Source organism: Streptomyces sp. NPDC043854, assembly GCF_056436005.1.
Map to the genome: position 1 here is coordinate 1 of NZ_JBWKDK010000053.1, position 22,700 is coordinate 22,700.

General features: G+C 74.8%; 15 protein-coding genes. 12 read left to right on the forward strand and 3 right to left on the reverse strand.

Going from position 1 to position 22,700, the window contains the following annotated elements; genetic code table 11:
• Positions 1-140 precede the first annotated feature (140 nt).
• Positions 141-2,201 (reverse strand): RICIN domain-containing protein, encoded by a 2,061-nt coding sequence (locus tag AC068A_RS31280; protein ID WP_478589641.1) that lies wholly within the window; start codon positions 2,199-2,201, stop codon positions 141-143.
• 1,678 nt (positions 2,202-3,879) lie between these two features.
• Here AC068A_RS31280 and AC068A_RS31285 point away from each other — a divergent pair.
• Positions 3,880-4,527, forward strand: a complete 648-nt coding sequence (locus AC068A_RS31285; RefSeq protein ID WP_478589642.1) for a DUF4360 domain-containing protein — start codon at positions 3,880-3,882, stop codon at positions 4,525-4,527.
• A gap of 108 nt (positions 4,528-4,635) precedes the next feature.
• Here the strand turns inward: AC068A_RS31285 and AC068A_RS31290 are convergent, their stop codons facing one another.
• Positions 4,636-5,586, reverse strand: a complete 951-nt coding sequence (locus AC068A_RS31290) for an AraC family transcriptional regulator (protein ID WP_478589643.1) — start codon at positions 5,584-5,586, stop codon at positions 4,636-4,638.
• Positions 5,587-5,690: 104 nt separating this feature from the next.
• Here AC068A_RS31290 and AC068A_RS31295 point away from each other — a divergent pair, with 104 nt between their 5' ends.
• The 11 genes from AC068A_RS31295 (at position 5,691) to AC068A_RS31345 (ending at position 20,359) form a co-directional block, all read left to right on the forward strand.
• Positions 5,691-6,620 carry an MBL fold metallo-hydrolase gene (locus AC068A_RS31295; protein ID WP_478589667.1) on the forward strand — a complete coding sequence of 310 codons (930 nt, stop codon included), beginning with the start codon at positions 5,691-5,693 and terminating at the stop codon, positions 6,618-6,620.
• A gap of 366 nt (positions 6,621-6,986) precedes the next feature.
• The gene (locus AC068A_RS31300; RefSeq protein WP_478589644.1) at positions 6,987-7,265 is read left to right on the forward strand and encodes a polyprenyl synthetase; all 279 of its coding nucleotides are present in this window, start codon (positions 6,987-6,989) and stop codon (positions 7,263-7,265) included.
• On the forward strand, positions 7,255-8,310 hold the full coding sequence (locus AC068A_RS31305) for a polyprenyl synthetase family protein (RefSeq protein WP_478589645.1): 1,056 nt from the start codon (positions 7,255-7,257) through the stop codon (positions 8,308-8,310). Before AC068A_RS31300 ends, AC068A_RS31305 begins: the two co-directional genes overlap by 11 nt.
• 21 nt (positions 8,311-8,331) lie before the next feature.
• On the forward strand, positions 8,332-9,510 hold the full coding sequence (locus AC068A_RS31310; RefSeq protein WP_478589646.1) for an oxygenase MpaB family protein: 1,179 nt from the start codon (positions 8,332-8,334) through the stop codon (positions 9,508-9,510).
• Positions 9,511-10,125: 615 nt separating this feature from the next.
• Positions 10,126-10,299, forward strand: a complete 174-nt coding sequence (locus AC068A_RS31315) for a thiazolylpeptide-type bacteriocin (protein ID WP_478589647.1) — start codon at positions 10,126-10,128, stop codon at positions 10,297-10,299.
• 63 nt (positions 10,300-10,362) lie between these two features.
• Positions 10,363-10,545: a thiazolylpeptide-type bacteriocin gene (locus tag AC068A_RS31320; protein WP_478589648.1), complete on the forward strand. Its 183-nt coding sequence runs from the start codon at positions 10,363-10,365 to the stop codon at positions 10,543-10,545.
• Between the two features lie 91 nt (positions 10,546-10,636).
• Positions 10,637-13,411 carry a lantibiotic dehydratase gene (locus AC068A_RS31325; RefSeq protein ID WP_478589649.1) on the forward strand — a complete coding sequence of 925 codons (2,775 nt, stop codon included), beginning with the start codon at positions 10,637-10,639 and terminating at the stop codon, positions 13,409-13,411.
• 73 nt (positions 13,412-13,484) lie between these two features.
• Entirely contained in the window at positions 13,485-14,633 is a 1,149-nt protein-coding gene (locus tag AC068A_RS31330; RefSeq protein ID WP_478589650.1) for a hypothetical protein, read from the forward strand.
• Positions 14,630-16,537 (forward strand): hypothetical protein, encoded by a 1,908-nt coding sequence (locus tag AC068A_RS31335; protein WP_478589651.1) that lies wholly within the window; start codon positions 14,630-14,632, stop codon positions 16,535-16,537. The genes AC068A_RS31330 and AC068A_RS31335 overlap by 4 nt, the downstream gene beginning before the upstream one ends.
• The gene (locus tag AC068A_RS31340; RefSeq protein WP_478589652.1) at positions 16,534-18,516 is read left to right on the forward strand and encodes a TOMM precursor leader peptide-binding protein; all 1,983 of its coding nucleotides are present in this window, start codon (positions 16,534-16,536) and stop codon (positions 18,514-18,516) included. Before AC068A_RS31335 ends, AC068A_RS31340 begins: the two co-directional genes overlap by 4 nt.
• 82 nt (positions 18,517-18,598) lie before the next feature.
• Positions 18,599-20,359, forward strand: a complete 1,761-nt coding sequence (locus tag AC068A_RS31345) for a thiopeptide-type bacteriocin biosynthesis protein (protein WP_478589653.1) — start codon at positions 18,599-18,601, stop codon at positions 20,357-20,359.
• A 49-nt stretch (positions 20,360-20,408) separates the two neighbouring features.
• Here AC068A_RS31345 and AC068A_RS31350 read toward each other — a convergent pair whose 3' ends face one another.
• Entirely contained in the window at positions 20,409-22,673 is a 2,265-nt protein-coding gene (locus AC068A_RS31350; protein ID WP_478589654.1) for a protein kinase domain-containing protein, read from the reverse strand.
• Positions 22,674-22,700 lie beyond the last annotated feature (27 nt).

Sequence of the window (22,700 nt, forward strand, 5' to 3'; positions counted from 1 at the left end):
GCCAACGGTGTGGGGGGGGGGCGGTGGGGGGGGGGGGGGTGGGGGGGGGTGGGGGGGGGGGGGGGGGGGGGGGGGGGAGGGGGGGGGGGAGGGGAGGGGGGGGGGGGGGGGGCCCCCCCCCCGGCAGTCGGCGGCTCGGGTCAGGCGGCCTTCTGGACCGTCCAGACCTGGTTCGCGCGGCCGTCCGCGCGCTGGAGGTCGAGCAGCCACTCGCCGTAGTACGGACGGTTGCTCACGGTCAGGGCGTAACCGCCGCTCGGGTCCGTGATGGTCGTCGTACCGTTGCGGGAGCTCAGCTTCCACTGCTGGGTGGAGCCGTTGCCGCACGGCTGCTGCACGATCCACATGCCCTGGGCCGGGGCCCCGCCGGTCTGCAGGCACTTGTTGGAGACGGCGGACTTGATGCGGACCAGTCCGTTGCCCGCGTCCTCGAACATCCACTGCTGGTGGGTGTAGCCGTTGGCCCGCGCCCCGACGAGGACCGTGCCGTCGGCGCTGCGGCCGCCCCACAGCTCGGCGGCCATGCCGGTGCTGCCGTTCTGGAGGGTGTAGCGGGTGTTGGGGGCGGCGTCGCCGCCGCCGTTGCCCGTGGTGCGGAAGACGGTGGTCTTGCCGGCGCCGCTGTCACGGCCGGCGCTGTCGCGCACCGAGACGGCGACCTTGTACTCCGTACCGGCCTGGAGGTTGTAGATGCGCACGGACTGGGACTGGACCCACGTCAGGTGCTTGCCGTTCAGCAGGACCTGGTACCAGGCGGCGCCCTCCACCTTGGGCCAGCTGACGACGACCGAGGTCGACTGGATCTGGCCGGCCGTCACCGTCGGCCCGCCGGTGGGCTTCTTCGTCGGCGTCGGGGTGGGCTTCTGCGTCGGCTGGGGGTTGGGGTTCGGGCCCGGGTCCGTGCCGTTGCCGCCCTTGGACTTCATCAGGAACTGGTTGTCCGCGATGTTCCAGTGGGTGGCCAGGTAGCTGCCCGGCTTGGGGCTGGTGTGGAAGTAGTCGTCGTGGTTGCAGTCGAGGATGTTCTCGGCCGCCTTGTTGGTGCAGACGTTGCGCATCTGCGGGTAGTACGGCGTGTCCGAGTAGCACATCACGTCCCACTCGTCCGTGCAGTGGGCGCCGCGGCTGGTGTTGGGGGCGCTGTTGTTGACCGCGCCGAGGTTGTGGCCCAGCTCGTGGGCGGCGGTGTGCCCGCCCCAGCAGCCGGAGTCCGTACGGCCGTAGGAGGGGCCGAAGTTGCTCTGGTTGTTCTGGCCGGGGCGCTCGTCACCGGCGAACGTGCCGATGCCGCAGTAGACCTGGCTGTCCGCGAAGATCATGTACTTGCGGTCGCGGCGGTTGAGGCCCTTTTCGGCGAGCGCGTTGTTCGTAGAGTTGAAGTCGGCCATCGCGCCGGCCGACAGCTCGATGTTGAGCACCGTCGGAGTGCAGTCGGCTGCCGTCACGTAGCGGATGTGACGGACGCCGCCGGTCTCCTGGGCGCTGTTGGAGTAGATGAGGTCGGCGTCGGCCGCCCACTTGCGGAACGAGGCGAAGTACTCGGAGTACCGGTCGCGGTCGGGGCCGTGGACGTACACCACCTGGACGCGGTTGCCGCTGCTGCCGTCGCCGTCGCACTGGACGGTCTGCCCGGCGGGCCCGGCGGCCGCGGTCTGGCTGCCGCTGCCGCCCGTCGCGGCGGGGGCCGGAGCGTCCTTGGGCGCGTCCTTGGCGGCCTTGGCGTCGGCGGCGGGCGCGTCCTGAGGACGCCCGCTGCCTTCAGCGGCGGCGGCCTCGGGCTTGGCCGGATCGGAGGCCACGGCCTGCGTCTTCACGGCCGGGGCGACGTCCTTCTTGATGTCGACGTCCTTGGGCGGGGCGTCGGGGCCGTGGCTGCACAGCCCGGTCTCCGTACGGTACACGCCGACGCAGCGGTCGCCCTTGGGTGCGGCCTTGAGGCCGTCGTAGACCATGCCGCGGTCCGCCTCGTTGGCGGGCTGGTCCTTCAGGGGCTCGGGCTCCGCGTCACGGGCCGGTGCGGCGGCCGGCGTGAGCGTCTCGGCGGCCGCCTGCGCGGTCGTCTCTGCCTGGGCGTCGTCGCCGAGGCCGGAGTAGGCAATGCCCCCCGCTATCACCGCAGCCGAGGCCATGGCGGCGGTGACGAGTATCAAGCGGCGCGGTTTGCGCCGGTGTTCGGGCTTCCTTCGACGGTGACCCGTCATGCGCACCTCAAATCCTTGGTCGGAGGAGTGGGTGCGCGGAAGCCTGCCAGATGGGCGACGTGGAGAATTCGGACAAACGGGAATGCCGGTCGAGATATCTGACTGTTACCTGGTGCTGTGATTTGATGAACAGTCAACTCGCTTGTATGGATGGGTAGTTACGCGCGTAGGGGTGTAAAGGTCCAGTCCTTTTCCGGGATCTCGTTATCAAATCGAGATAAGGCGATGTGGCTTGTTGACGGCAATTCAGTCAGGGATTCATCTAATTACTACGGGTCGAATTGCTGCTGTCACGAGCTGTGAGGAATCCTCTGTTCCGCACTAGGAACACACCCCGTCAGGGTCAGCGGGACCCCGCGGAACGCGGCGAAGGCCGGCGCCGTCGCCGTGACGGCCACGCAGTCGAACCCGAGCAGCGCGGGACCGTCCACCGCGGGCGGCGCCCCCTCCGTTGCCGCGGCGAGCGGGAGCAGCAGGCCGCCACCGAGGAGTTGCCACGAGGCCGACGCGCGGACACCGGCCGCCCCCGCCGAGAACCGGCACCGAGTCGGGGCGGTGCCGCAAGCCCGGCGTGCGGCGGCACCGCCGAGCCGTGGCCGCGGAAGCCGGCCGGGTGCCACGGCAGGCCGGACCGGGTCTCCTTGACCGGGTCGAACGGCCGCTGCCGGTCGGCGTCCGGCCCAGGCCGTAGACCATCCCGTCGCGCGGCGAGAACAGGTGCGGGCAGTCGTTCCGGAACGACGCGTCCACCCGCAGCCGCTCCGCCGCCGGCCCGACGGGGCACAGAAGAACGGCGCCGGGTGCGGGGCATTCAGGCCATCGGGCATGAGGGCGGCCGGCGGCTCCGCCTTCCTGAACGCCCGGTCCCCGTGCCGGGGGAGGGGTCCCACGGGACGGCGACGCGGCGGCGTGGTCCGGCCGATCCGGTCGGTGGGGCCGGTCTCCTTGACGGGATTGGCCTCCGCCGGTTGGAAGGAGAACTGCGGCGCCTTGCCGGTCGGCAGGAGCGCCGCGTGCACGCCGAAGTCCGGGGAGGGGGAGAACTCCGTGAAGCGGCCGAACCGGGCCGCCGGGAGCGCGGCGTTGGTCCGGCGCTGCGAGAGGGCCGGCGCGGCGAGGCCGGAGGTGCGCTCCGCCTGCGGGTAGTCCCCGGCGCCGGCCTCGGCCCGGCGCGCCTGGGTGTGCGCCGGGCGTGCTCCTCGCCGAGGACAGCCGCCTCGCCGGGATCCGGGGCCACCGGTGTGGCGGACGCGGCTCGTGCGGCGGGCGCGAGGGGTGCGGTCGGTTCGGGGCCGCCGTCGGTATGGCGGTGGACGCGCGGGTGGGGCGCGTGCCCGCCGGTCGTGGCGGGGGCCTGTGTGGCGGCCGGGGTGAGCGAGGCGAGCGCGGCGGGGACCGTACCGGCGCAGAGGGCGGTCGGCCGCCGTACGAGCCAACCCCGATCCGCCATGAGCCGCTCTCCTCCCGCACCCGAAAGTGTCCAGAGTAGGAGAAACGGGCCGAATTTCGTGGTTCGACTCCCCGTGCTGCGACGGATGGCGCTTCGCTCAGGGCCGTTCGGCGGCCGGAGGCCGCTGGTGAAACGTTTCAGCCGGTGAATCGGGGAGTCCGACAGGGTGAGCCCCCGTGCCCGGCGACGCGGACAGCCGTCCGGCGGCGGCTATCCATGGCGACTGTGATGAAGCCACTTCGCACCGCACTGACCGTCGTCGTCGCGACCGGAAGCCTGGTTGCCCTGTCGCCCGCGGCCGCAGCCGCGCCCGTCGCTCCGCCGGGTCAGGTGACCGTCGACGTCGCAAGCGTCAACGGCTCGGGCTGCCGCCCCGGCACCGCGAGCGTCGCCGTCGCCCCCGACAACTCGGCCTTCACCGTCACCTACAGCGACTACCTGGCCCGGGCCGGCGGCGACAGCCCCGTGACCGAGGGTCGCAAGAACTGTCTCCTCTCCCTCGTCGTCAACGTCCCCCAGGGCTTCACCTACGCGGTGGCCAAGGTCGACTACCGCGGCTTCGGCAGCCTGGCGGCGGGCGCAATCGGCACGCAGAAGGCCAGCTACTACTTCCAGGGCATGAGCCAGACCGCCTACCGGGCCCACCAGTTCCACGGCGCGCTCGAGGACAACTGGCAGGTGACCGACACCGCGAGCATCTCGGCCCTCGTCTTCGCCCCGTGCGGCGAGAAGCGCAACTTCAACATCAACACCGAGCTGCGCGCGGAGGTCGGCACCTCCGACGCGACGAAGGTCAGCTACATGACCGTCGACTCCACGGACGGCGGCATCGGTACCGTGTACCACTTCTCCTGGAGGGAGTGCCCGGCCCGCTGAGGCGCGCGAGGCACGCCGGCCGGACGAGGCCGTCCGGCCGGACGAGGCCGTCCGGCCCCGTCGGATCCGGAGCCGTGAGCAGCGTCGTGGGCGCAGTGCCCGCGCTGTTCACGGCTCCTGCGCTGCCCCGGCCCGGTAGCGGCCGGGCGTGGTCCCGAACTCCCTGTTGAACGCGTGCGAGAAGGCGTACGCGGTGCCGTACCCGACCCGGCGGGCGATGGCCGCCAGCGGATCCGGGGTGTCGCGGAGCAGGGCCGCCGCGTACGTCAGCCGCCACCAGGCGAGGTAGGCCATCGGGGGCCGGCCGACCAGCGTGGTGAACCGGCGTGCCAGCGTGGCCCGGGACACCCCGGCGTGCGCGGCGAGGCGTTCGCCGTTCCACGGCGCGGCCGGGTCCGCGTGGAGGGCCCGCAGTGCGGCGGCCGCCACCGGGTCGCCGAGGGCGGCCGGCCAGGCTCCCCGGGAGTCCTCCGCCATCCACGCACGGATCATGTAGAGGAGCAGCAGGTCGAGCAGGCTGGGCACCGCCATCGCCGAGCCGGGCCGTACCCCGCTCAACTCACCGCCCAGCAGGTCGATGGCGGCCCGCAGTTCGGGATGGCTGCCCACGCGGTTCGGCAGGTGGACGACCGCGGGCAGCTCCCGCATCAACGGGTGCACACGGCTCCGGTCGAGCCGGTACTTGGCGCACAACAGCTCCACGTCCGGCCCGTCCGCGCCGTCCGGCCCACCCGGGCCGGCCGGCACCAGCAGTGTCCCGGACCGTATGTCGCCCGGCTCCGGGTCGAACGGCAGAGCCCGCGCCACCGTCGCCGCGTCGGCGGGGGAGTCGGCCATCACATGGCCCGTACCGTGCGGCAGCAGCACCGCGTCCCCCGTGCCCAGCGAGACGGGCGGGCCCTCATCGGGCAGCAGCCAGCAGCTGCCCTCCAGCACCACGTGGAAGCCCGCCCCGTCGTACGGGTCGAACCGCGTGCACCACCGCCCGCGCACCCGGGCCCGCTGCGAGGAGGGCTTCCCGATCCGGACCGCCGAGATCGCATCGCTCACCACGTCCACCGCCCCAGCGTATCCCCGGCCCGCCGCACGGTTGAGACAACTGCGTATTCACGCGAGCCGAATGAGCATTGAGCGCCTCAACCACCCTTCCTAGGGTGGACGCTGTGACCAACGACAACAACACGCAGACCGTCGTGCTGGGCGACGTCGAGATCATCCGGGTCGTGGAGTGGCAGGGTGCGCTCGGGCCCGCCCGCGACCTCGTCCCGCAGGCCGACGCCCGGATGTGGAAGGACAACGAGGCCTCCCTGGCACCGGACCACTGGGACCCCGACCGCGACCTGGCCGTCCTCGCCCTCCAGACCTGGGTCGTACGCAGCGGGGGACGCACGGTCCTGGTCGACACGGGCGTGGGCAACGGGCGCGAACGGCCCTCGACCCCGCACTTCCACCACCGGCAGGGCGACCTCCTCGGCGACCTGGCCCGGGCCGGCGTCCGGCCCGAGGACGTCGACACCGTCGTCATCACCCACCTGCACGCCGACCACGTCGGCGGGAACACGGTCGACGCGAACGGGGAATGGGCACCCGCCTTCCCCAACGCCCGCTACCTCATCCCGGCCGCCGACGACCACCACTTCGGCCCGGACAACGCGTACGGCAAGGGCCTGCGGGTGGACGACCGGCTGATCTACGAGGACAGCATCGCCCCCGTCCACCGCGCCGGACAGGCCGTCCTGTGGGAGGGCGCCCACCGCATCGACGAACACCTCACCCTGGAGGCAGCCCCCGGACACACCCCCGGCTCCGCCGTGCTGCGCCTGGAATCCCGCGGCGAACGCGCCGTCTTCGTCGGCGACCTGCTCCACAGCCCCGTCCAGATCCTCCATCCCTCCTGCAACAGCTGTTTCTGCATGGACCCGGAAGGAGCCGCCGCGACCCGCCGCCGCGTCCTCGAACAGGCCGCCGACCGCCGCGAGCTGGTGATCCCCGCCCACTTCGCCGGCCCGGGCGCGCTGGAAGTCCACCGCAGGGGAGCCGACTTCGCGTTCGGCGCACGGGCCGTCCACCGCACCGGGGCAGAAAGGGCCTGAGGGCGGTCCGGTGACCACCGGCCTCTGACGGAGAGCCCCGCAGCCCCCGGCCGTTAGCCGTCAAGTCCCCGGCGGGGTGGCCCTGATGGCGGAGCGGGCCCGTCCGCGCAGTCGACGCACGGGTGTGGGGGTTCGCCGACGGTGCAGTCACGCCGATCCGCTGCTCTCTGGCCGACGCCGAGTGTCTCGTTCCGGGCTGGGCGCAGTTGATCGGCGTACCGGGGCCGCGACGCCAGAGAGCCGCACGTCCGAGCGATGTGATCACTCGTTGGTGAGTTCCTCCGCTCCGATGCCGTGTCCGGCATGACGCTGGGAGCTGTGGCGCGGAAAAGCGCTGCTCGGACGGGGTGTACGTGAAGGGACGGCATGACGCGGGACACGGGGGAGCGCACGGGCCCGGACGGGCAGGCGGTCCTGCTGGCGGCGGGGCTGGCGGATCTGGCGGTGAGCACCCTGGGGTCGGCCCTCGGGACCGTGAAGGGGCTGCTGAGGCGTTCGGACGCCGCTCAGCTGGTGTCGGAGACGGAGCGGGACCTGATGGCGCGCGGGCGCCTCGTGCTCGACCGGTACGCGGGCGCACCCCCGGCCCACCTTGAGGTGCTCGCCCGGCACGTGCTGGCCCGGCGGGCCGACGATGGCGGCTGAGCGGTGGGAGCCGGCCGCGTTCAAGGCGCGCGTCGACGAGGTGCTTCAGCGTTTCGCGGCGGAGGAGGCCGACCGGCTGTCGGAGATCGATCCAGCCCTGGGCCCGGTCGCCGACGAGGTGCAGGCGGCGGTCGCGTCCGGCAAACGGCTGCGGGCGGCGTTCTGCTACTGGGGCTGGCGCGCGGTGGGACAGCCGGACAGCGACGCGCTGGTGCGGGCGGCAGCGTCCATGGAGCTGGTGCACGCGGCCGCGGTGGTGCACGACGACCTCATCGACGACAGTCCGCTGCGGCACGGCCGGCCGACCGCACACCTGGCCCTGCGCGGCTCCGTGGAGCACCACCCACAGGCCGCCGGGGCCGCCCGGTCGCTGGCGATGCTGGTCGGGGACCTGCTGATGTCGCTGGCCGGGCAGCTGTTCGTCACCAGTGGCCTGCCCGCCGCCTACCTGGGCCAGGCCCGCCCGCTGTGGGCGGCGCTGGCCAGGGAGCTCATCGCGGGAGAGTGCCTGGAAATCCTGCATACGGGTGCCGCCCCGGACACGGCGGCGTCGCTGAAGGTCATCCGCTACAAGACGGCCAAGTACACCGTTGAGCAACCACTGTTGATCGGCGGCGCCCTGGCCGGGGCCGGTGAGCGGCTGCGCGAGGGCTACTCCGCGTACGGCCTGCCGCTGGGCGAGGCATTCCAGCTGAGGGACGACCTGCTCGGCCTGTTCGGAGACCCGGAGCTCACCGGCAAGGCCGGCGCTGACGACGTACGCGGCCATCGGCCCACCACCCTCCTCGCGGAGACCTGGCGACTCGCCGCGGACCACGAACGCGAGCGGCTGCGTGACCGGCTCGGCCGGCACGACCCGGACGGGGACGGTCTGGAGGCCGTGCGCGACATGATGCGCCGGCTGAAGGCGCCCGACCGCATCGAGAACATGATCACCGCGCGGGTAGAGGACGCCCTCCGCACTCTCGACGATCTGAACCTGCCCGCGCCCGCCGCCACCGCTCTCACCGCCCTGGCGCACTCGGCGGCGGTCCGCCGTTCCTGACGGAGAACAAGGAGCCCTGCCATGACCTACACCGAGGCATCGATGAATGCCCTGCGACAGGCCGGCGACGACCTGGCCGACGCCACGGTCGCCGCGCTGTTCGAGCGTGGTGAGGTGGGCAAGTTCAATACCTTGATGCGGTACGTCTCCACCGTCGGCGCCCCACTGCCGGAAGGGCTGCCCGATGTCGCCCGCGAGTACCTTCACGCCACGAGCGCCCCGCCGGCCTGGGTCGACTGGGGGGAGATGGAGAAGGCCCGGCTGTTCTTCATCGACAACGACGTGCACATCTCCACCGCCCTGTCCTTCGCCGCCATGCCGGCCTGCTACGTCGTCCCGCACGTGGCGAAGCTCCTGTCGGCGACGCACGGTCTGAACTACCCCTCCAAACGGATGGCGGAGACCGGCCAGTTCACCGTCCATCTGATGCAGCCCGACGCCTTCGAGGCCGGCAGCCGCTTCATCCCGGCCGCGCAGAAGGTCCGGCTGCTGCACGCCTCCATCCGCCACCACCTCAAGCGCGAGGACCACTGGGACGCCGCGGAGTTGGGGGTGCCGATCTGCCAGGAGGACATGATCGGTGGGCAGATGTTCTTCTCGCTGCTCGTCCTGGACAGCCTGCATCGCCTCGGCATCCACATGTCCACCGAGGGAGCGGACGCCTACTACTACGCCTGGCGCGTGGTCGGCGCCATGCTCGGCGTCGACCAGGATGCCGTCCCCAAGTCCCTCGACGGCGCCCGCGAGTTCTTCGATCTGTACATGATCCGGCACATGGGGCCGTCCGAGGAGGGCGTGCACCTGACCCGGCAGCTGATCGACCTCTACGAGGAGGTCGTGCCCGGCACCCTCTTCGACCCGATCGTCTCCGCACTCATCCGCTACCTCGTCGGCGATACGTGCGCCGACTGGCTGGGGGTGCCCCGAACCCGCTGGGACACCGCCGTCAAGACCGTCCCCCACCTTCTCGGCGTCCTGGAGACCATCGAGGACCGCTCTCCGCTCGGCGCCTGGGCCCTGGACCGCCTCGGTCACCTCACCACGATCTTCGAGCTTTCCTCTCTCACCCGCGGACGCGTCATGCACTACGCCATCCCGGAACATCTCAAGAAGGACTACGGCATCTCGTCCACGCCTTCTCGTACCCGCCGCTGGACTCCGCCGGCCGCGACGGTTTCCCGGTGGTCCACGCACCTGTGATGCCCGACCCGCCCGAGCGATTGCGGTCTTTGGCGGATGCCGCCTGCACGATGGAGCCCGACCGGTGATCGACGGTCCGGAGTAACCGTGTTCGCTGCTGTGAGCGATCAACCTCCGTGCCCCTCGGCCGGCCCGTAGCCCGGCGGGCGGCCTCGTCCTCATGCCCTACCCGGCACGAGTTTATCCGGTGCTGACGTGGTGCCGGCTTCGGAGGCCAATAATGAAAAAGCCGCAGGTCTTCGCTCTGATCTGATGAGTTGCCGCCTGGGATCTGCGGCGAGGCGCAGCGGGTCGTCACATACGGGTGCCGTTCTGTGCGCCCCACCACCACACCGGCGGCGGTCCGGCCCCGCACGGGCGGGAGAGCGGAATGCGGAATGCGGAGTTCTTGCTTTTTCCCTGGGTTGTTTTCGGCCGCACGGAACAAGCCAAGAGGCGTGGACCTGACAATCTCGTTGTGTTTGTTCTGTGGTCCCTTGTGGCCGTGCGGTGAGCCCGGCAATATTTTTTCCGCCCGAAAGCAGTCCCGGATGTCGGCGTATTCAGCCCCCCGCGGACTGCGGTATTTCGTGCATCGTGCATTCGGTTTTCCACCCCAATTCCCGGGAGATACGCATGTCTGAATTCGACCTCCAGGACCTGGACCTGGACCTCGGCGACCTCACCATCACCTCCATGCGCGACACCGCCGCGCTGCCCGAGGGCGGGGCGTCCTGGGGCTCCTGCTCCTGCCAGGCTTCGTCCTCCTGCGCCCAGCCGCGTTCGGAGACCGACGTCTTCGTGGGCTGACGCCCGCCCGCCAGCGCTTCGCGCCGACCCCGACCAGCCGGCCCTCGACGAGAGGAGACATCCATGACCGGTGAAAGCGGCACCACGGCATTCGAGATCGAGGACCTCGACCTCGGCGACCTCACCGTGACCTCCATGCGGGACACCATCGCACTGCCCGAGGGCGGGGCGTCCAACGGAGGCAGCTCCTGCTCCTGCGGTTCCTCGTCCTGCGCGCACCCGCAGATCCCGGAACTGCCGCTGTAACCGCACCACCGCACGCACACACAGAGCCTCCCGCCGCACCGCGCGTGCGGCGGGAGGCCCGCGCACCACCGCCGACAGGACGGGGAACCCCATGCCGCAGCCGTACTCCACGGCCGCCGCCGCCACCGCCACCGGCGTCGGCGACCGCGTCGGTGCCGACGGCTACCGGGTACGGTCGGCGCCCTACGCGCTGGCCCGCGCCACCGTACTCGCCCACCCGGCCGAGCATCCGGCCGCCACCGCCTTCCGCGTCCTGCTCGCCCGACTGCACCGGCTCGACACCCGGCTGCTGCACACCACCGGGCCGCTCTGCGACGACCTGTACGGCAGCCGGGACGGCCATCCCGCCGACTTCCACCGCGACGTCGTGCTCCCCCTGCGCCGCGCCCTGCACAACGGGCGCGAGCCCAGGCCCGCCCTGCTGGCCCGCCTCGGCGACCTGCCCGACCGGATCCCCCGGCTCGCCGCCTGGTTGCGCCTGCACGAGACCCGCCGCGCCCTGCTCGACGGGCTCGGCGCCGCAGCCGAACAGGCCCTGGCCGCCGAACGCGGCGCACTCGCCGGACTGTGCCGCGAGCCGGCCCTCGCCAAGGCCGTCGCCCTTACCAGCGCCGACCTGCACCGGGCCGTGGAACGCGCAGCCACCGGCGCGGCCGACCGTCGGGCCCGCAAGGAAGAGGCCACCGTGCTGCGCTACGCCCTGCGGGCCAGCACCAAGACCAGCCCGCTGTCCTGGTTCACCGCCGTCGGCTGGGGCCCCCTCGGCACCGACTCGGGGCCGACCGCGCCCCTGCCCCGCCCGGTGCCGTCCTGGGGCGCCGGAGCCGTGTTCGACGGCCCGTACCGCGCCGTGGTGCAACCCAACCGCACCCTGACGGCCGCCCTCACCCTCGCCCTCCTCGACTCCCCGCACCGCCGGGCCGCCCTCCCGCACCGCACCGCCAGCACCGCCCGGACCACCGGCGGGCGGGCCGCGTACTCCCGCGAACGGGCCTCCTTCGCCGGGGGCCGCTACCTCGTTCCCGGCGAGGACGAGGCCGAACTGGCCCACAGCGGCCCGCTGCGCCTCGTCACCGAGTACGCCGAATCCTCCGCCGTGCCCCTGGACGAGCTGACGCGGCTGCTGGCCGCCGCCCTGAGCGGGGCCGGCGGCGAGGCCTCCGCCGCGGCCACCGCCTTCCTCGACCGCCTCGGACAGGCGGGCCTGCTGGTGCCGGACGACCCGGTCCCGCCGCAGGACGCCGAGCCGGTCGACCGCCTCGCGGCATGGCTGCGGGAGATCGCCGCCGCCCGCCCCGAAGACCCGGCCCACGCCGCGGACGCCGCACGCGCCGACCGCATCGCCGAACTCGGCCGGGACACCGCCGCGTTCGGCGACGCGCCCGCCGCGCAGCGCCCCGTGCTCCTCGCCGCCCTGTCCGAGCGGTGGAAGGCGGAGCTGGCTGACGCCGGACGTCCCGTCCCGGCCGTCTCCGCCCCGCTGACCGTGCTGTCGGAGGACGTCGTCGCCCCGAGCCCCCTGGCACTCGACGGCTTCCTCGACGCCGCCGACCACGAGGCGCTCGGCGAGGTCACCGCGCTCGCTGAACTCTTCGACCTGGGGCACCTCGTACGCCGCGTCATCCGCGACCGCTTCGTCGAACGGTACGGGCCGGGCGGCCGCTGCGCCCACCCGTGGGAGTTCGGCGCCGACGTGGCCGAGGCCTGGGAGACCGCCGGAAGCCTCGCCCTCCTCGACCCCGCCGGCCGGGACGCCCTGCCCACCGGGGCCGCCGAACTGGCCCGCCTGCGCGCGGAGGCAGCCGACCGGGTCCGGGAGGCCGCAGCCGCCGCCGCAGGCGCCGCCGCGGCCGGCAGCCGGGACGGCGCCGCGGCGGCCGAGGAGATCGTGCTGCCGCCGGACCTGCTCCGCAGCCTCGGCGAGCGCCTGCCCGGCTGGGCCGTCGAACGGCCCCTCAGCTACGCCTACTTCCTCCAGCGGGACCCGAACCGCGGCCTGCTGTGCGTCAACCACGTGTACGGCGGCTGGGGCCGCTTCACCAGCCGGTTCCTCGACGCCCTGGACCCGCGGGCAGCCGCCGAGGTGTCCCGGCAGATCCGGCGCGGACTCGGGCCGGCCGCCCGGGCCGCGCAGATCCGGCCCGTCGGCGGGTTCAACGCCAACCTCCACCCGCTGCTGGTGCCCGACGAGATCGGCCCCGACCGCCGCCGGGCCTCCCTCGCCGAGGCAGACCTGGAACTCGTCCACGACCGGGCCGCCGACCAGGTCCGCATCCGCCTCAAGAGCAGTGGCGAACACCTCGACGTGCTCTACCTCGGCTTCCTCTCGCCCGTCCTCCTCCCGCGCCGCATCGGGGCCCACCTGTGCGACCAGCCCCACGGAGCCGTCGACTTCAGGCCGCTCGCCCCGCGCCACACCCTCACCGCGCCCGGCGGCCGCGTGGCCCTCACCCCCCGGCTGCGCCACCGGCACGTGGTGCTCGGCCGCCGCCGCTGGCTGCTGCCGCCCGGTGTCGTACGGGAGCTGCGCGCCGACCTCGGCGCCGCCGGCCCGGTCCCGGTGGAGGCGGCGGCCCGCTGGCGCGCTCTGCTGGACCTTCCCGAGCAGGTCTTCCTGCACCCGGCCGCCACCGCCCCCACCGGGCGCGCCGCCGAGGACTTCCTGGCCCGGCTCGACCGCCCGAAGCCCCAGTTCGTGGACCTCGGCAGCGCCCTGCACCTGCGCTGCCTGCCCAAGTGGCTCTCCCGGTACGGCGACGGCGCCGTCCTGGAGGAGGCGCTGCCCGCCCCCGGCGGCCTCGACGTCCCCACCCGGGCGGTCGAACTCGTCCTGGAGGTCTACCGGGCCGGGCGGACGCAGCGATGACCCGCCGACAGCCGACAGCCGACAGCCGACAGCCGACAGACAACGACGGACGACGGACGATGAGGAAGGGAGCGTGCCAGGAGTGCAGCCCCAGGACAGCGGCGCCCGCGATGTGGTCGCCTACCACCACCACCCGGTCAAGGCACCGCTGCTGAGGGAGGTGATGCTCCCGCTCGCCGAGTCCGGCACGGCGGACGGACTGGCCGCCCACGTCGAACGGCACTGGCTGTACGGCCCCCACCTGCGGCTGCGCCTCCAGGGGCCGGCCGCGCAGGTGGACGCCGCCGCCGAGTCCGCCGCCGCCCGGATCCGCGACTGGCTCCGCCTGCACCCCTCCGAGGGCGACCTCACCGAGGCCGAGCTGCTGGAGCGGGCCGCCGAGGCCGGGCGCAGCGAACTCATCCCGCCGCCCTACGGGCCGATCGTCCCCGACAATACGGTCCGGATCGAGGCCGTCGACCGCTCCTCCCTCATCGGCCTGCTCGGCGACGACGGTGCGGACCTGCGCGACGACCTGCTGCGGGCCGGGCTCGGTGCGCTGCGGGCCGGCGCCGGCTTCCTCGGCGAGCACGGCGACACCGCGCAGGCACGGCTCCGGCTCGCCGTCACCGCGCTCGCTGCGCACGCCTGCGCACACCCCGGCGGCCTGGCCGGCGGCCACTTCTCGTACGTGTCCCACCTGGAGGACTTCCTCCTCCACGACGACCCGGACGGGCGCATCCGCCGCAGCTTCCGGCGCCACGGGGAACGCGTCGGCGACACGGTCACCGCGCTCGTCGGCCGGATCGCCGACGGCGGCGCGCAAGGCTGGGAGCAGGCCTGGGCGGACTTCTCGGCGGGAGCCTGGCAGCTGGCGCAGAGCCGGTACGACGCGGGCGCCGACCTGCACGGCGTCCCGCTGGAGTACCGGGCGCGGGCCGCCGCCACCGGGGACGAGGAGGTGCACGCCCGCTGGAACCAGGACATCCGCACCCGCTACAGCGAGTTCCACCGGCTGCTGCGCCGCTCCGACCCGCAGGGTGCGATGTGGAGCCGCCCCGACTACCTCGTGTACCGGGCCTGCACCAACGCCCTGTACCGGCTCCTCGCCATCTGCGACGTCCGGCCGCTGGAACGCTACCTGGCCGCCTCCCTGGTCGTCCGCACGGTTCCCGGGCTGACCGGCTGCGACTGGCGCGCGGAGATCGACGCGGTCATCGACGCGGTGGAGGCACGGTCGTGACCACGGCCCGGGCCGCCGCCGCTGCCGGCCCCGCCGCCTCCGTGGCCCCCGGTGCTGCCTCGGCTGCACCCGTACGCCGACTGCGTCCCGGCGTCGCTGTGACCGCACTGCGGGACGGCCTGCACCTGCGCGGCCGGCGCGGGAGCGTCACCCTGGAGGGCAGTACGGCACTGCCCGCGCTGTGGCGGCTGCTGGAGGAGCCGTTGCGGGACGGCGGGCTCGAGCGCCTGCTGAGCGGTATGGAGGCGGATTCGGCCGTGCGGAGGGCGGTGGACACGCTCCTGGCCCGGCTGGCCGAGCACGACCTGCTCGTCACCGTCCCCGCCGCCCCCGCCCCCGCCGCCGGCCCCGACGGTCAGGCTGCCGGTCAGGCCGCCGAGCCGGTCGTCCTCGCCGATCCGGTCGCTCCCGCCGAGCCCGTCGGCGGATCCGGCCCGGTGGCGCAGTGGCTGGGAGCCGCGGCCGAGCAGCCCGCCGCCGCAGCCGCCGTGTTGGCCGCGGCGCGGGCGGAGGTGGTGGCCGGAGCCCCCGACGGGCCGCTGGCCAGGGCTGCCGGACGGGCACTGGCCGCGGGCGGGCTGCCCGTCTCGTACACCGCCGATCCGGCCCTGCCCGCGGGGAGCGTCCTGCTGTACGCCCGCGGGGCCGGCCCGGACCGGGGCATCGCGGCCGGACTGTGCGGCGGGACCGGCTATGCCACCGCCCCCGGCAGCGCCGCCCAGATCCGCGCGGACGCGGCCGCCCTGGAACTGCGGCTCGCCACAGGCGCACCCGCACCCGCACCCGCCGCCACCCCACCCCTGCCCGCCACCCTGATCGGCGGCGCCGCCGCACACCGGCTGCTGTGCGCAGCCGCCGGACTTCCGGACCCCGCGGACGAGGGCGGGGACGGGCGCCTGCTCCCCGGCCTGCCCGCGGTCCTCCTCGCGGACGCCCGGCCGCTGCGGTCCGAGTACCGCAGCTGGCTGGGACCCGAACGCATCGATCCCGACCGGCGGAGCGACCTCGGACCCGCCGACACCCTCGCCGAAGCGCTGCGCCGGGTCACCGCCCTCGGCGACCCGCGGTGCGGGCTGCTGCCCGAGCCCCTCCCGGGAAACCTGCCGCAGCTCCCCGTGGCACTGGCCGCCTGTACGCCGCCTGCGACCGGGCCCGCGGACGGCCCTCCGGACCCGGACGGCCCGGTCGCAGGCGCGCCGCGGCTGGACCTGGCCCGCCTGGAAGTGTTCTGCCGGGCCGCCGAACTCGGCCTCGGCGAAGCAGGGTTCACCGTCGGCGCCCATTCCGGGCACGCCTGGGGGCGGGCCCTGCGCGCCGCGGCGGCCCATCGCCTCGGACGCTCGACCGGCCGTACGCACGAGGTTCCGGGGGAGTGGGCCGGCCACCCGCAGGCCCGGCACTGGTGGACCACGCTGACGGTCCGTCTCGGCGTGTCCGCACGCCTGGAGGTGTTCCGGGCCGCCCCGGGCGAGGCGGTGTACCTCGCGGTCGTCCACGGCGGCGGCCCGTCCGCCGGTCCGGTGCTCGGCGAAGCCGTCGAGGCGACGCCGGGGGACGCGGCGGCGTTCGCCGCGCTCGCCGCGGTGTCCGCGCTCTGCGCGCAGGACGCCGGGCTTCCGGCCGGCAGTCCGCCGCCGTCCGGCGGCGCCGTCGCCCCGCTGGCCGCCGCAGGCGTGCGGACGGCCGCCTGGGAGGACCCCGGCTGGACCGGCGGCTGGCTGGCGGACCTGGCCGGACGGGAGGCCGCCTTCCAGGACACGCTGCGCCGGCTGACCGGAACGGGCCGCCCCGCCGCTTCCGCCCGCGGCCCGGAGCCGCCGCTCCCGCCGGCGGCCCGGCAACTCGCCGACCGGCTGCGGGCCTTCGGCTTCACCGTGCTGCACACCCCGGAGGAGGAACGATGACGAACGCGGCGGCGGTCCCGGCCGCGACCGGCTCCCGGGACGCCTGCGGGCCGCTCGGCGACGTACTGGCGGTACCGGTGCTGGACGCCGAAGCGGCGGCCGCGGTCACATCCGGACGGGCCGCGGTCCTGCTGCCCCGGTGGACACCGGGCGTGGCCGAGGAGCTGAGCCGGCACGCGCTCGGCCACCCCGTGGCCCTGGTCCCCGTACGGCTCGACGGCGCCCTGGCGGTCGTCGGTCCCGTGCTGCGGCCGGGCGCCGCGGCCTGCCTGTGCTGTGCCGAGTACCAGAGGCTGGCCACGGCGGGCGGCCGGGTGCCGTGGCGGAGCCCGAAGCTGGAGCTGGCCGGCGTACTGTCCCCGGCGCTCGCGGACGGTGTCGGTGCCCTCGCACAGGACCTGCTGGACTGCGGCGACGACGGCGACGCCGACGGTGACCCCGCGGGGGACGGTGAGCCGGCCGACGCTGCCGATACCGCCGCCGTGTACGTCGTCCACCTCGGCCGCGGCACGTGGTCCGCCCACCGCATCCGCCCCGTCGGCGGCTGCCCGGTGTGCCGCCCGCTGCCCTCGGACTCGGCGGCCGGGGCGGACCCGCTGCCCTCGGCGCCCCGCCCGCTGCCCGACCCCTACGTCCTGCGCGCCGCCAACTCCCGTACCACCGCACAGGGCTTGCGCGCCGCCCTGTACGACGAGCGGTTCGGCCCGGTGCGCCGGCTGATCCGCTCCGAGGACTCGGCCTTCTCCCTGACCACCGCGGTCGTGACCGACGGCCGGGCCCTGGACGACGGCGGATACGGCCGGGCCCGCGACTTCGCCGACAGCGAGCGGATCGCCCTGCTCGAAGCCGTCGAGCGGTACGCGGGCATGCGCCCCACCGGCCGCCGCACCGACCTGCGGGCCTCCTTCGCCGCCCTGGGGCCCGACCGGGCGGTGGACCCGGAGCGGCTCGGCCTGCCCGACCCCGCCCACCACGGGCATCCGGCCGCACCGACCGTCCCGTACACCCCCGACCTGGAACTGGACTGGGTGCACGGCTGGTCGCTCACCCGCCGGCGGGCCGTCGCCGTCCCCGAGCACGTCGCCTACTGGGACGTGCCGGGCCCCGGCCGGCCGCGCGTGGTGTACGAGTCCTCGAACGGCTGCGGGCTGGGCAACAGCCCCGAAGAGGCGGCGCTCTACGGCCTGTTCGAGGTGGCCGAGCGGGACGCCTTCCTGATGGCCTGGTACGCGGCCACCCCGCTGCGCCGCATCCAGCCGCCGCCCGACGACACCGGCACGGCCATGCTCGCGGACCGGGCGGCCCTGGCGGGCTACCGGCTGTCGCTGCTCGACGCGACCAACGACTTCGGCATCCCCGCGGTCGTCGCCGTCTGCCGGTACGAGGGAGGCCACCCGGACGCGCCGCGGATGTTCCTCGCGGCGGGCGCCCACCACGACCCGCGCGCCGCGATCAGGTCCGCGGTGGCCGAGGTCGTCACCAACGTGCTGGAGTCCGCGCACCGTTCGCTCGCCGACGGCGGGCCGCGCGACCCCGAGCGGCTCCGGCCGATGCTGGAGCGGCCGGAGCTGGTGGTGGGCCTCGACGACCACGTCGGGCTGAACACCCTCCCCGAGGCGGGCCCGCGCCTGGAGTTCCTCTACGCCGACACGCCCTGCGTGCCGGTGGCCGAGGCCTGGCCGGGGGCGCCCGAACCGGTCGGCGATCTCACCGACCTGCTCGGGGCGACCGTGGAGCGGCTCTCCCGGGCCGGCCTGGAGGTGATCACCGTCGACCAGACCGAACCGGGGCTGCGCGACCGGCTCGGCCTGCACTGCGTGAAGGCCGTCGTCCCCGGCTCACTGCCGATGACCTTCGGGCACGTCAACCGGCGGACCCGGGGACTGCCCCGGCTGCTGGAGGTCCCGTACCGGCTGGGCCGCACCGACCGGCCGCTGCGCCACGAGGACCTCGCCCTCCACCCGCACCCCTTCCCCTGACCACCCCGGCCGGGCCGGGCTGACCCGGTCCACGGACGGCCACGGATCCCGGCCACGCACCCGCGAACGAGGACCGCACGCGATGACCACCGACACCTGGCACAGCCTCCACCTCTTCCTGCACTCCGACACCGAGGACACCGACCGGTTCCTCCTCGGGGCGGCGGCCCCGCTCCTCGACCGCCTCACCGCGCCCGGCGGGACCCCCGCCCGCTGGTTCTTCATCCGGTATGGCGAGGGCGGCCCCCACCTGCGGATCCGGGTGCGCGGGCTGAGCGCGCCGGCCGCCGCGGACCTGGCGCGGGAGCTGGCCCGGGCGGCGAAGGAGGTGCCCGCGGTGCCGGGCCCGTGGCCCTCCCGGCACGGGGAGGTCCGGGAGGTCCCGTACGTGCCCGAGACCGAGCGCTACGGCGGGCCGCGGGCACTCCCGGTCGCCGAGGAGGTCTTCGCCGCATCCACGCAGGCGGCCCTGGACGTCCTGCGGGACCTCCACGGCCGAGCCACAACGGGTGCGGGTGCGGGGCCGGGTGCCGGTGCCCGTGCCGGTGCCGGTGCGGCGGTGCGGCTGGCGCTCGCCGCGGACCTGGCGCACGCGACGGCGTACGCCCTCGGCATGGACCGGCTGACCGCGGCCCGCTGGCTGCGCCGCCACGCGGCGGGCTGGCGGTGGGTCACCGAGGTCCCGCTGCTGGCGGGCGCCTCCGTGCACGCGCAGGTCAACTCCGTCTACGCGGCGCAGCGTACGGGACTGGCACGGCATGCTGCGGGTCTGCGCGAACGCCTCGAAGCCGGGACCGCGACCGGCTGGCTCGGCCGGTGGGCGGACCGGGTCCGCGAGGCCGACGCACTGCTGCGCACCGGCAGCGCCCGGGCCGGGAGCGCCCGCGACGAGGCACCGGACACCGCGCAGCACGACGCGACGGCATGGATCTGGGCCTCGCAGCTCCACATGCTGTTCAACCGGCTCGGCGTCACCCCCGACGAGGAGCGGGCGGTGTGCCGGCTCGCCGCCCGGACCCTGCTGGAGACCGACGAGCCGCCGGGCTTCTTCCCGCAGGGGCACACCGCGGCCGACCTCCAGTACCTGGAGCGCAGCAAGTTCCAGATCGGCCGCGGCGAGGACTCCGCGCTCCAGCCGCTGCCGGCTCCGCGGCCTGCGACGGCGGGGCCGGAGCTGGCCCTGCCCGCGGACCCGCTGCCGGAGGTGCCGCTGGGCACGGTGCTGGCCGGCCGCTCCTCGCTGCGCGGCGCACTCGCCGGTCCGCTGGCCGCCGGCACCCTGGGCGCCCTGCTGTGGAACTCCCTCGCCGAGAACAGCCGCTCCGAACAGATCCTGGCGGACGGCACGGCCCGTACGCTCGTCCACCGCCCCTATCCGAGTGCGGGCGCCCTGTACGCGGCCCGGGTCCGGCTGCTGGTGCTCGACGTGGCCGAGGTCCCCGCGGGCACGTACGACTGCCTGCCGGAGCGGCGGACGCTGCGCCGTATCGGCCCGGTGCCGGAGCTGTCCCAGATCAAGCCGCTGTCGACGTACCTGTCCCGTCCGTCGACGGACCCGGACTGGATCGGCATCGACGGGGCGCCGGCCGTCCTCGCCGTGTACGCGAACCTCGGCCTGCTGCGCCGCCGCTACGGTCTGCGCGCCCTGCGCCTGGCCCTGCTGGAGACCGGCCACCTGGTCCAGAACCTGCTCCTGACCGCATCGGCCCTGGGCCTGGGCGGCACCCCGCTCGGCGGCTTCCACGACGACCTGGCCCACGAACTCCTGGGCCTGGACGACCTGGAGCAGCCGCTCCAGTACCTGCTGCCGCTCGGCCGCCGCCCGGCGCCGCCGGGCCGGTAGCGCACCCCGTGCCGGCCCCGCCGACGCCACGACCGCGGCGGGCGCCGGATCAGCGCCAGGCCGGGTGGCCTTCGGACGCCGAGGCGGTGGTGAGGGAGCGGGAGTCGGTGCCGTCCGCGCGGACCGCCCAGATCACCGGCTTCTCGTACGGCCCCCGCACGAAGGCCAGCCAGCTGCCGTCCGGGGACCAGGCCGGGTCCATCTCGTGGGCGTCCGTCGCCACCAGCGCCCGGTCGCCGGTCCCGTCGGTGCCGACCACGCGGATGTCGCCCTGCGTCCCCCGCCCGTACGTCCCCGCGGTGTACGCGAACGTCAGGCCGTCCGGCGACCACACCGGGTCGAGCGCCGGATGCGGCAACCGGGTCAGCTGCTGCGGGGCTGCCCCCGCAGCGTCCGCGTCCACCGCGTGGATCTGCCAGTCGTCCTGGCCGGACTGCATGCAGAACGCGATCCGCCTGCCGTCCGGCGACCACGCGGGATCCTCCACCTGGCCGCTGCCGGAGGTCACCTGACGGGCGGCGCCGTCGGCGACGTCCACCACGAACAGCTGCTGTACGCCCTTCTCGGCGCGCAGCACCGCGAGCCGGGAGCCGTCGGGGGACCAGGACACCCGGCCGCCCGCGATGGCCGCGATCCGCCGCGGGTTCGAGCCGTCGGCGTTGGCCGTCCAGACGGCCGCGCCCTGCGCGGTGACCTGGGTGTACGCGAACGACCGGCGGTCCGGGGACCACTGGGGGAGCATGGCGCAGGCGTCCCCGGCGGTGAGCCGCACCGGTGCCGCGGCACCCGGGTCGCGGCGGGAGACCACCCCGTGGCAGTCCTGCGGCCAGCCCGCGGCGGTGTCCTGACGGACCAGCACCGGGGCGTTGGGGAACGCGGCCGGGCCGGCGGACGCGGACGGCGAGGCGGGAGCGGAGGCCGTGGGGTTGCCGGGCCCTGCCGCACCGTGGTTCTCGGATGAGCCGGACCACGGCCGCCACACCAGGAGGCCCACTGCGGACAGCGCGAGCAGCACGGCCGCCGCGCGCACGGCGGTGGCGCGGCCGGGCCGCCGTACGGCCGGCCCACCGGGCGCGGCGGCCTCCGCCGACCCGGCCCCGGCCGTGATCCCGGCCCCGGCTGCGATCCCGGCCCCGGCCGCGCCGCCGACTCCGGCTCCCACGTCCGCTCCCGTCTGGGTGGCGGCCTGCGCATCAGCCGGACGTACGGGGCCGGGCGAGCCCGCCCCCGCGGGCGTCCGCAGCGGGGCGGCATCCGGGTCCGGTACGGCCGCCACTTCCGCCACTTCCGCCGCGGCGGGAGCGCCCGAGTCGGCCACGGTCTCCGGCCGGTCGGCTGCCGTGGCAGGAGCCGGATCCGGGCCCTGCGTCGACGTCAGGCCCTGTGTCGGCGTCGGCGTCGGCACCGCGGCCTGGGCCGGGGCCGGCACCGGGTCCCCGGTCGCGCCCGGTGCGGGGTCCTGACGGCGCAGCAGGGCCATCGCCGCGTCCGGCAGCCAGCCCTCCGCGGGCCAGCGGACGGTCAGCCGGCGGAGGAACTCCCCCGAGGCCGGCCGGCCCGCCGGGTCCTTGCACAGGCAGTCGGCGACGAGTTCGCGCAGTTCCCCGGGGACCGCGCTCAGGTCCGGCTCCTCGTACACCACCTTGTAGTGGCGGGCCGTCGCCGGGCCGTCGCCGAACGGCGAGCCGCCCGCGGCCTGGGTGAGCACCACGCCGAGGGCGAACATGTCCACGGCGGGCGTGATCGCGCCGCCGGTGAGCTGCTCGGGCGACAGGAACCCCGGGGTGCCCACCTGCATGCCGGTCTGCGTCAGGGCCGTGCCGTCCAGCGCGCGGGCGATGCCGAAGTCGATAACCCGGGGACCGTCCTCCGCGATGATGATGTTCGCCGGCTTGAAGTCGCGGTGGATCACCCCGGCCCGGTGGATCGCCTCCAGCGCCTCGGCGAGCCCCGCGGCCAGCACGGTGAGCGTGTCCACCGGCAGGGCCGTGACCCGGGCCAGGACGGTGGCGAGGGTCGGCCCGGGCACGAACGCCGTGACCAGCCAGGCCGGGTCGCCGTCGGGGTCGGCGTCGACCACCGGGGCGGTGTGGAAGCCGCCCACCCGGCGCGCTGCCGCCACCTCGTCGGCGAAGCGGCGCCGGAAACCGGGCTCGGTGCTCAGCTCGGGGCGTACGACCTTCACCGCCACGGCCCGCCCCGACGGGGAACGGCCCAGGTAGACCACACCCATCCCGCCCTGGCCGAGCCGGTGCGTCAACTGGTAGCGGCCGTCGCCGACCGAGGCCGGATCGCCCGGTCCCAGCGGTTTCATGTGCGAGCACCCCCGTTCCGCACCGTG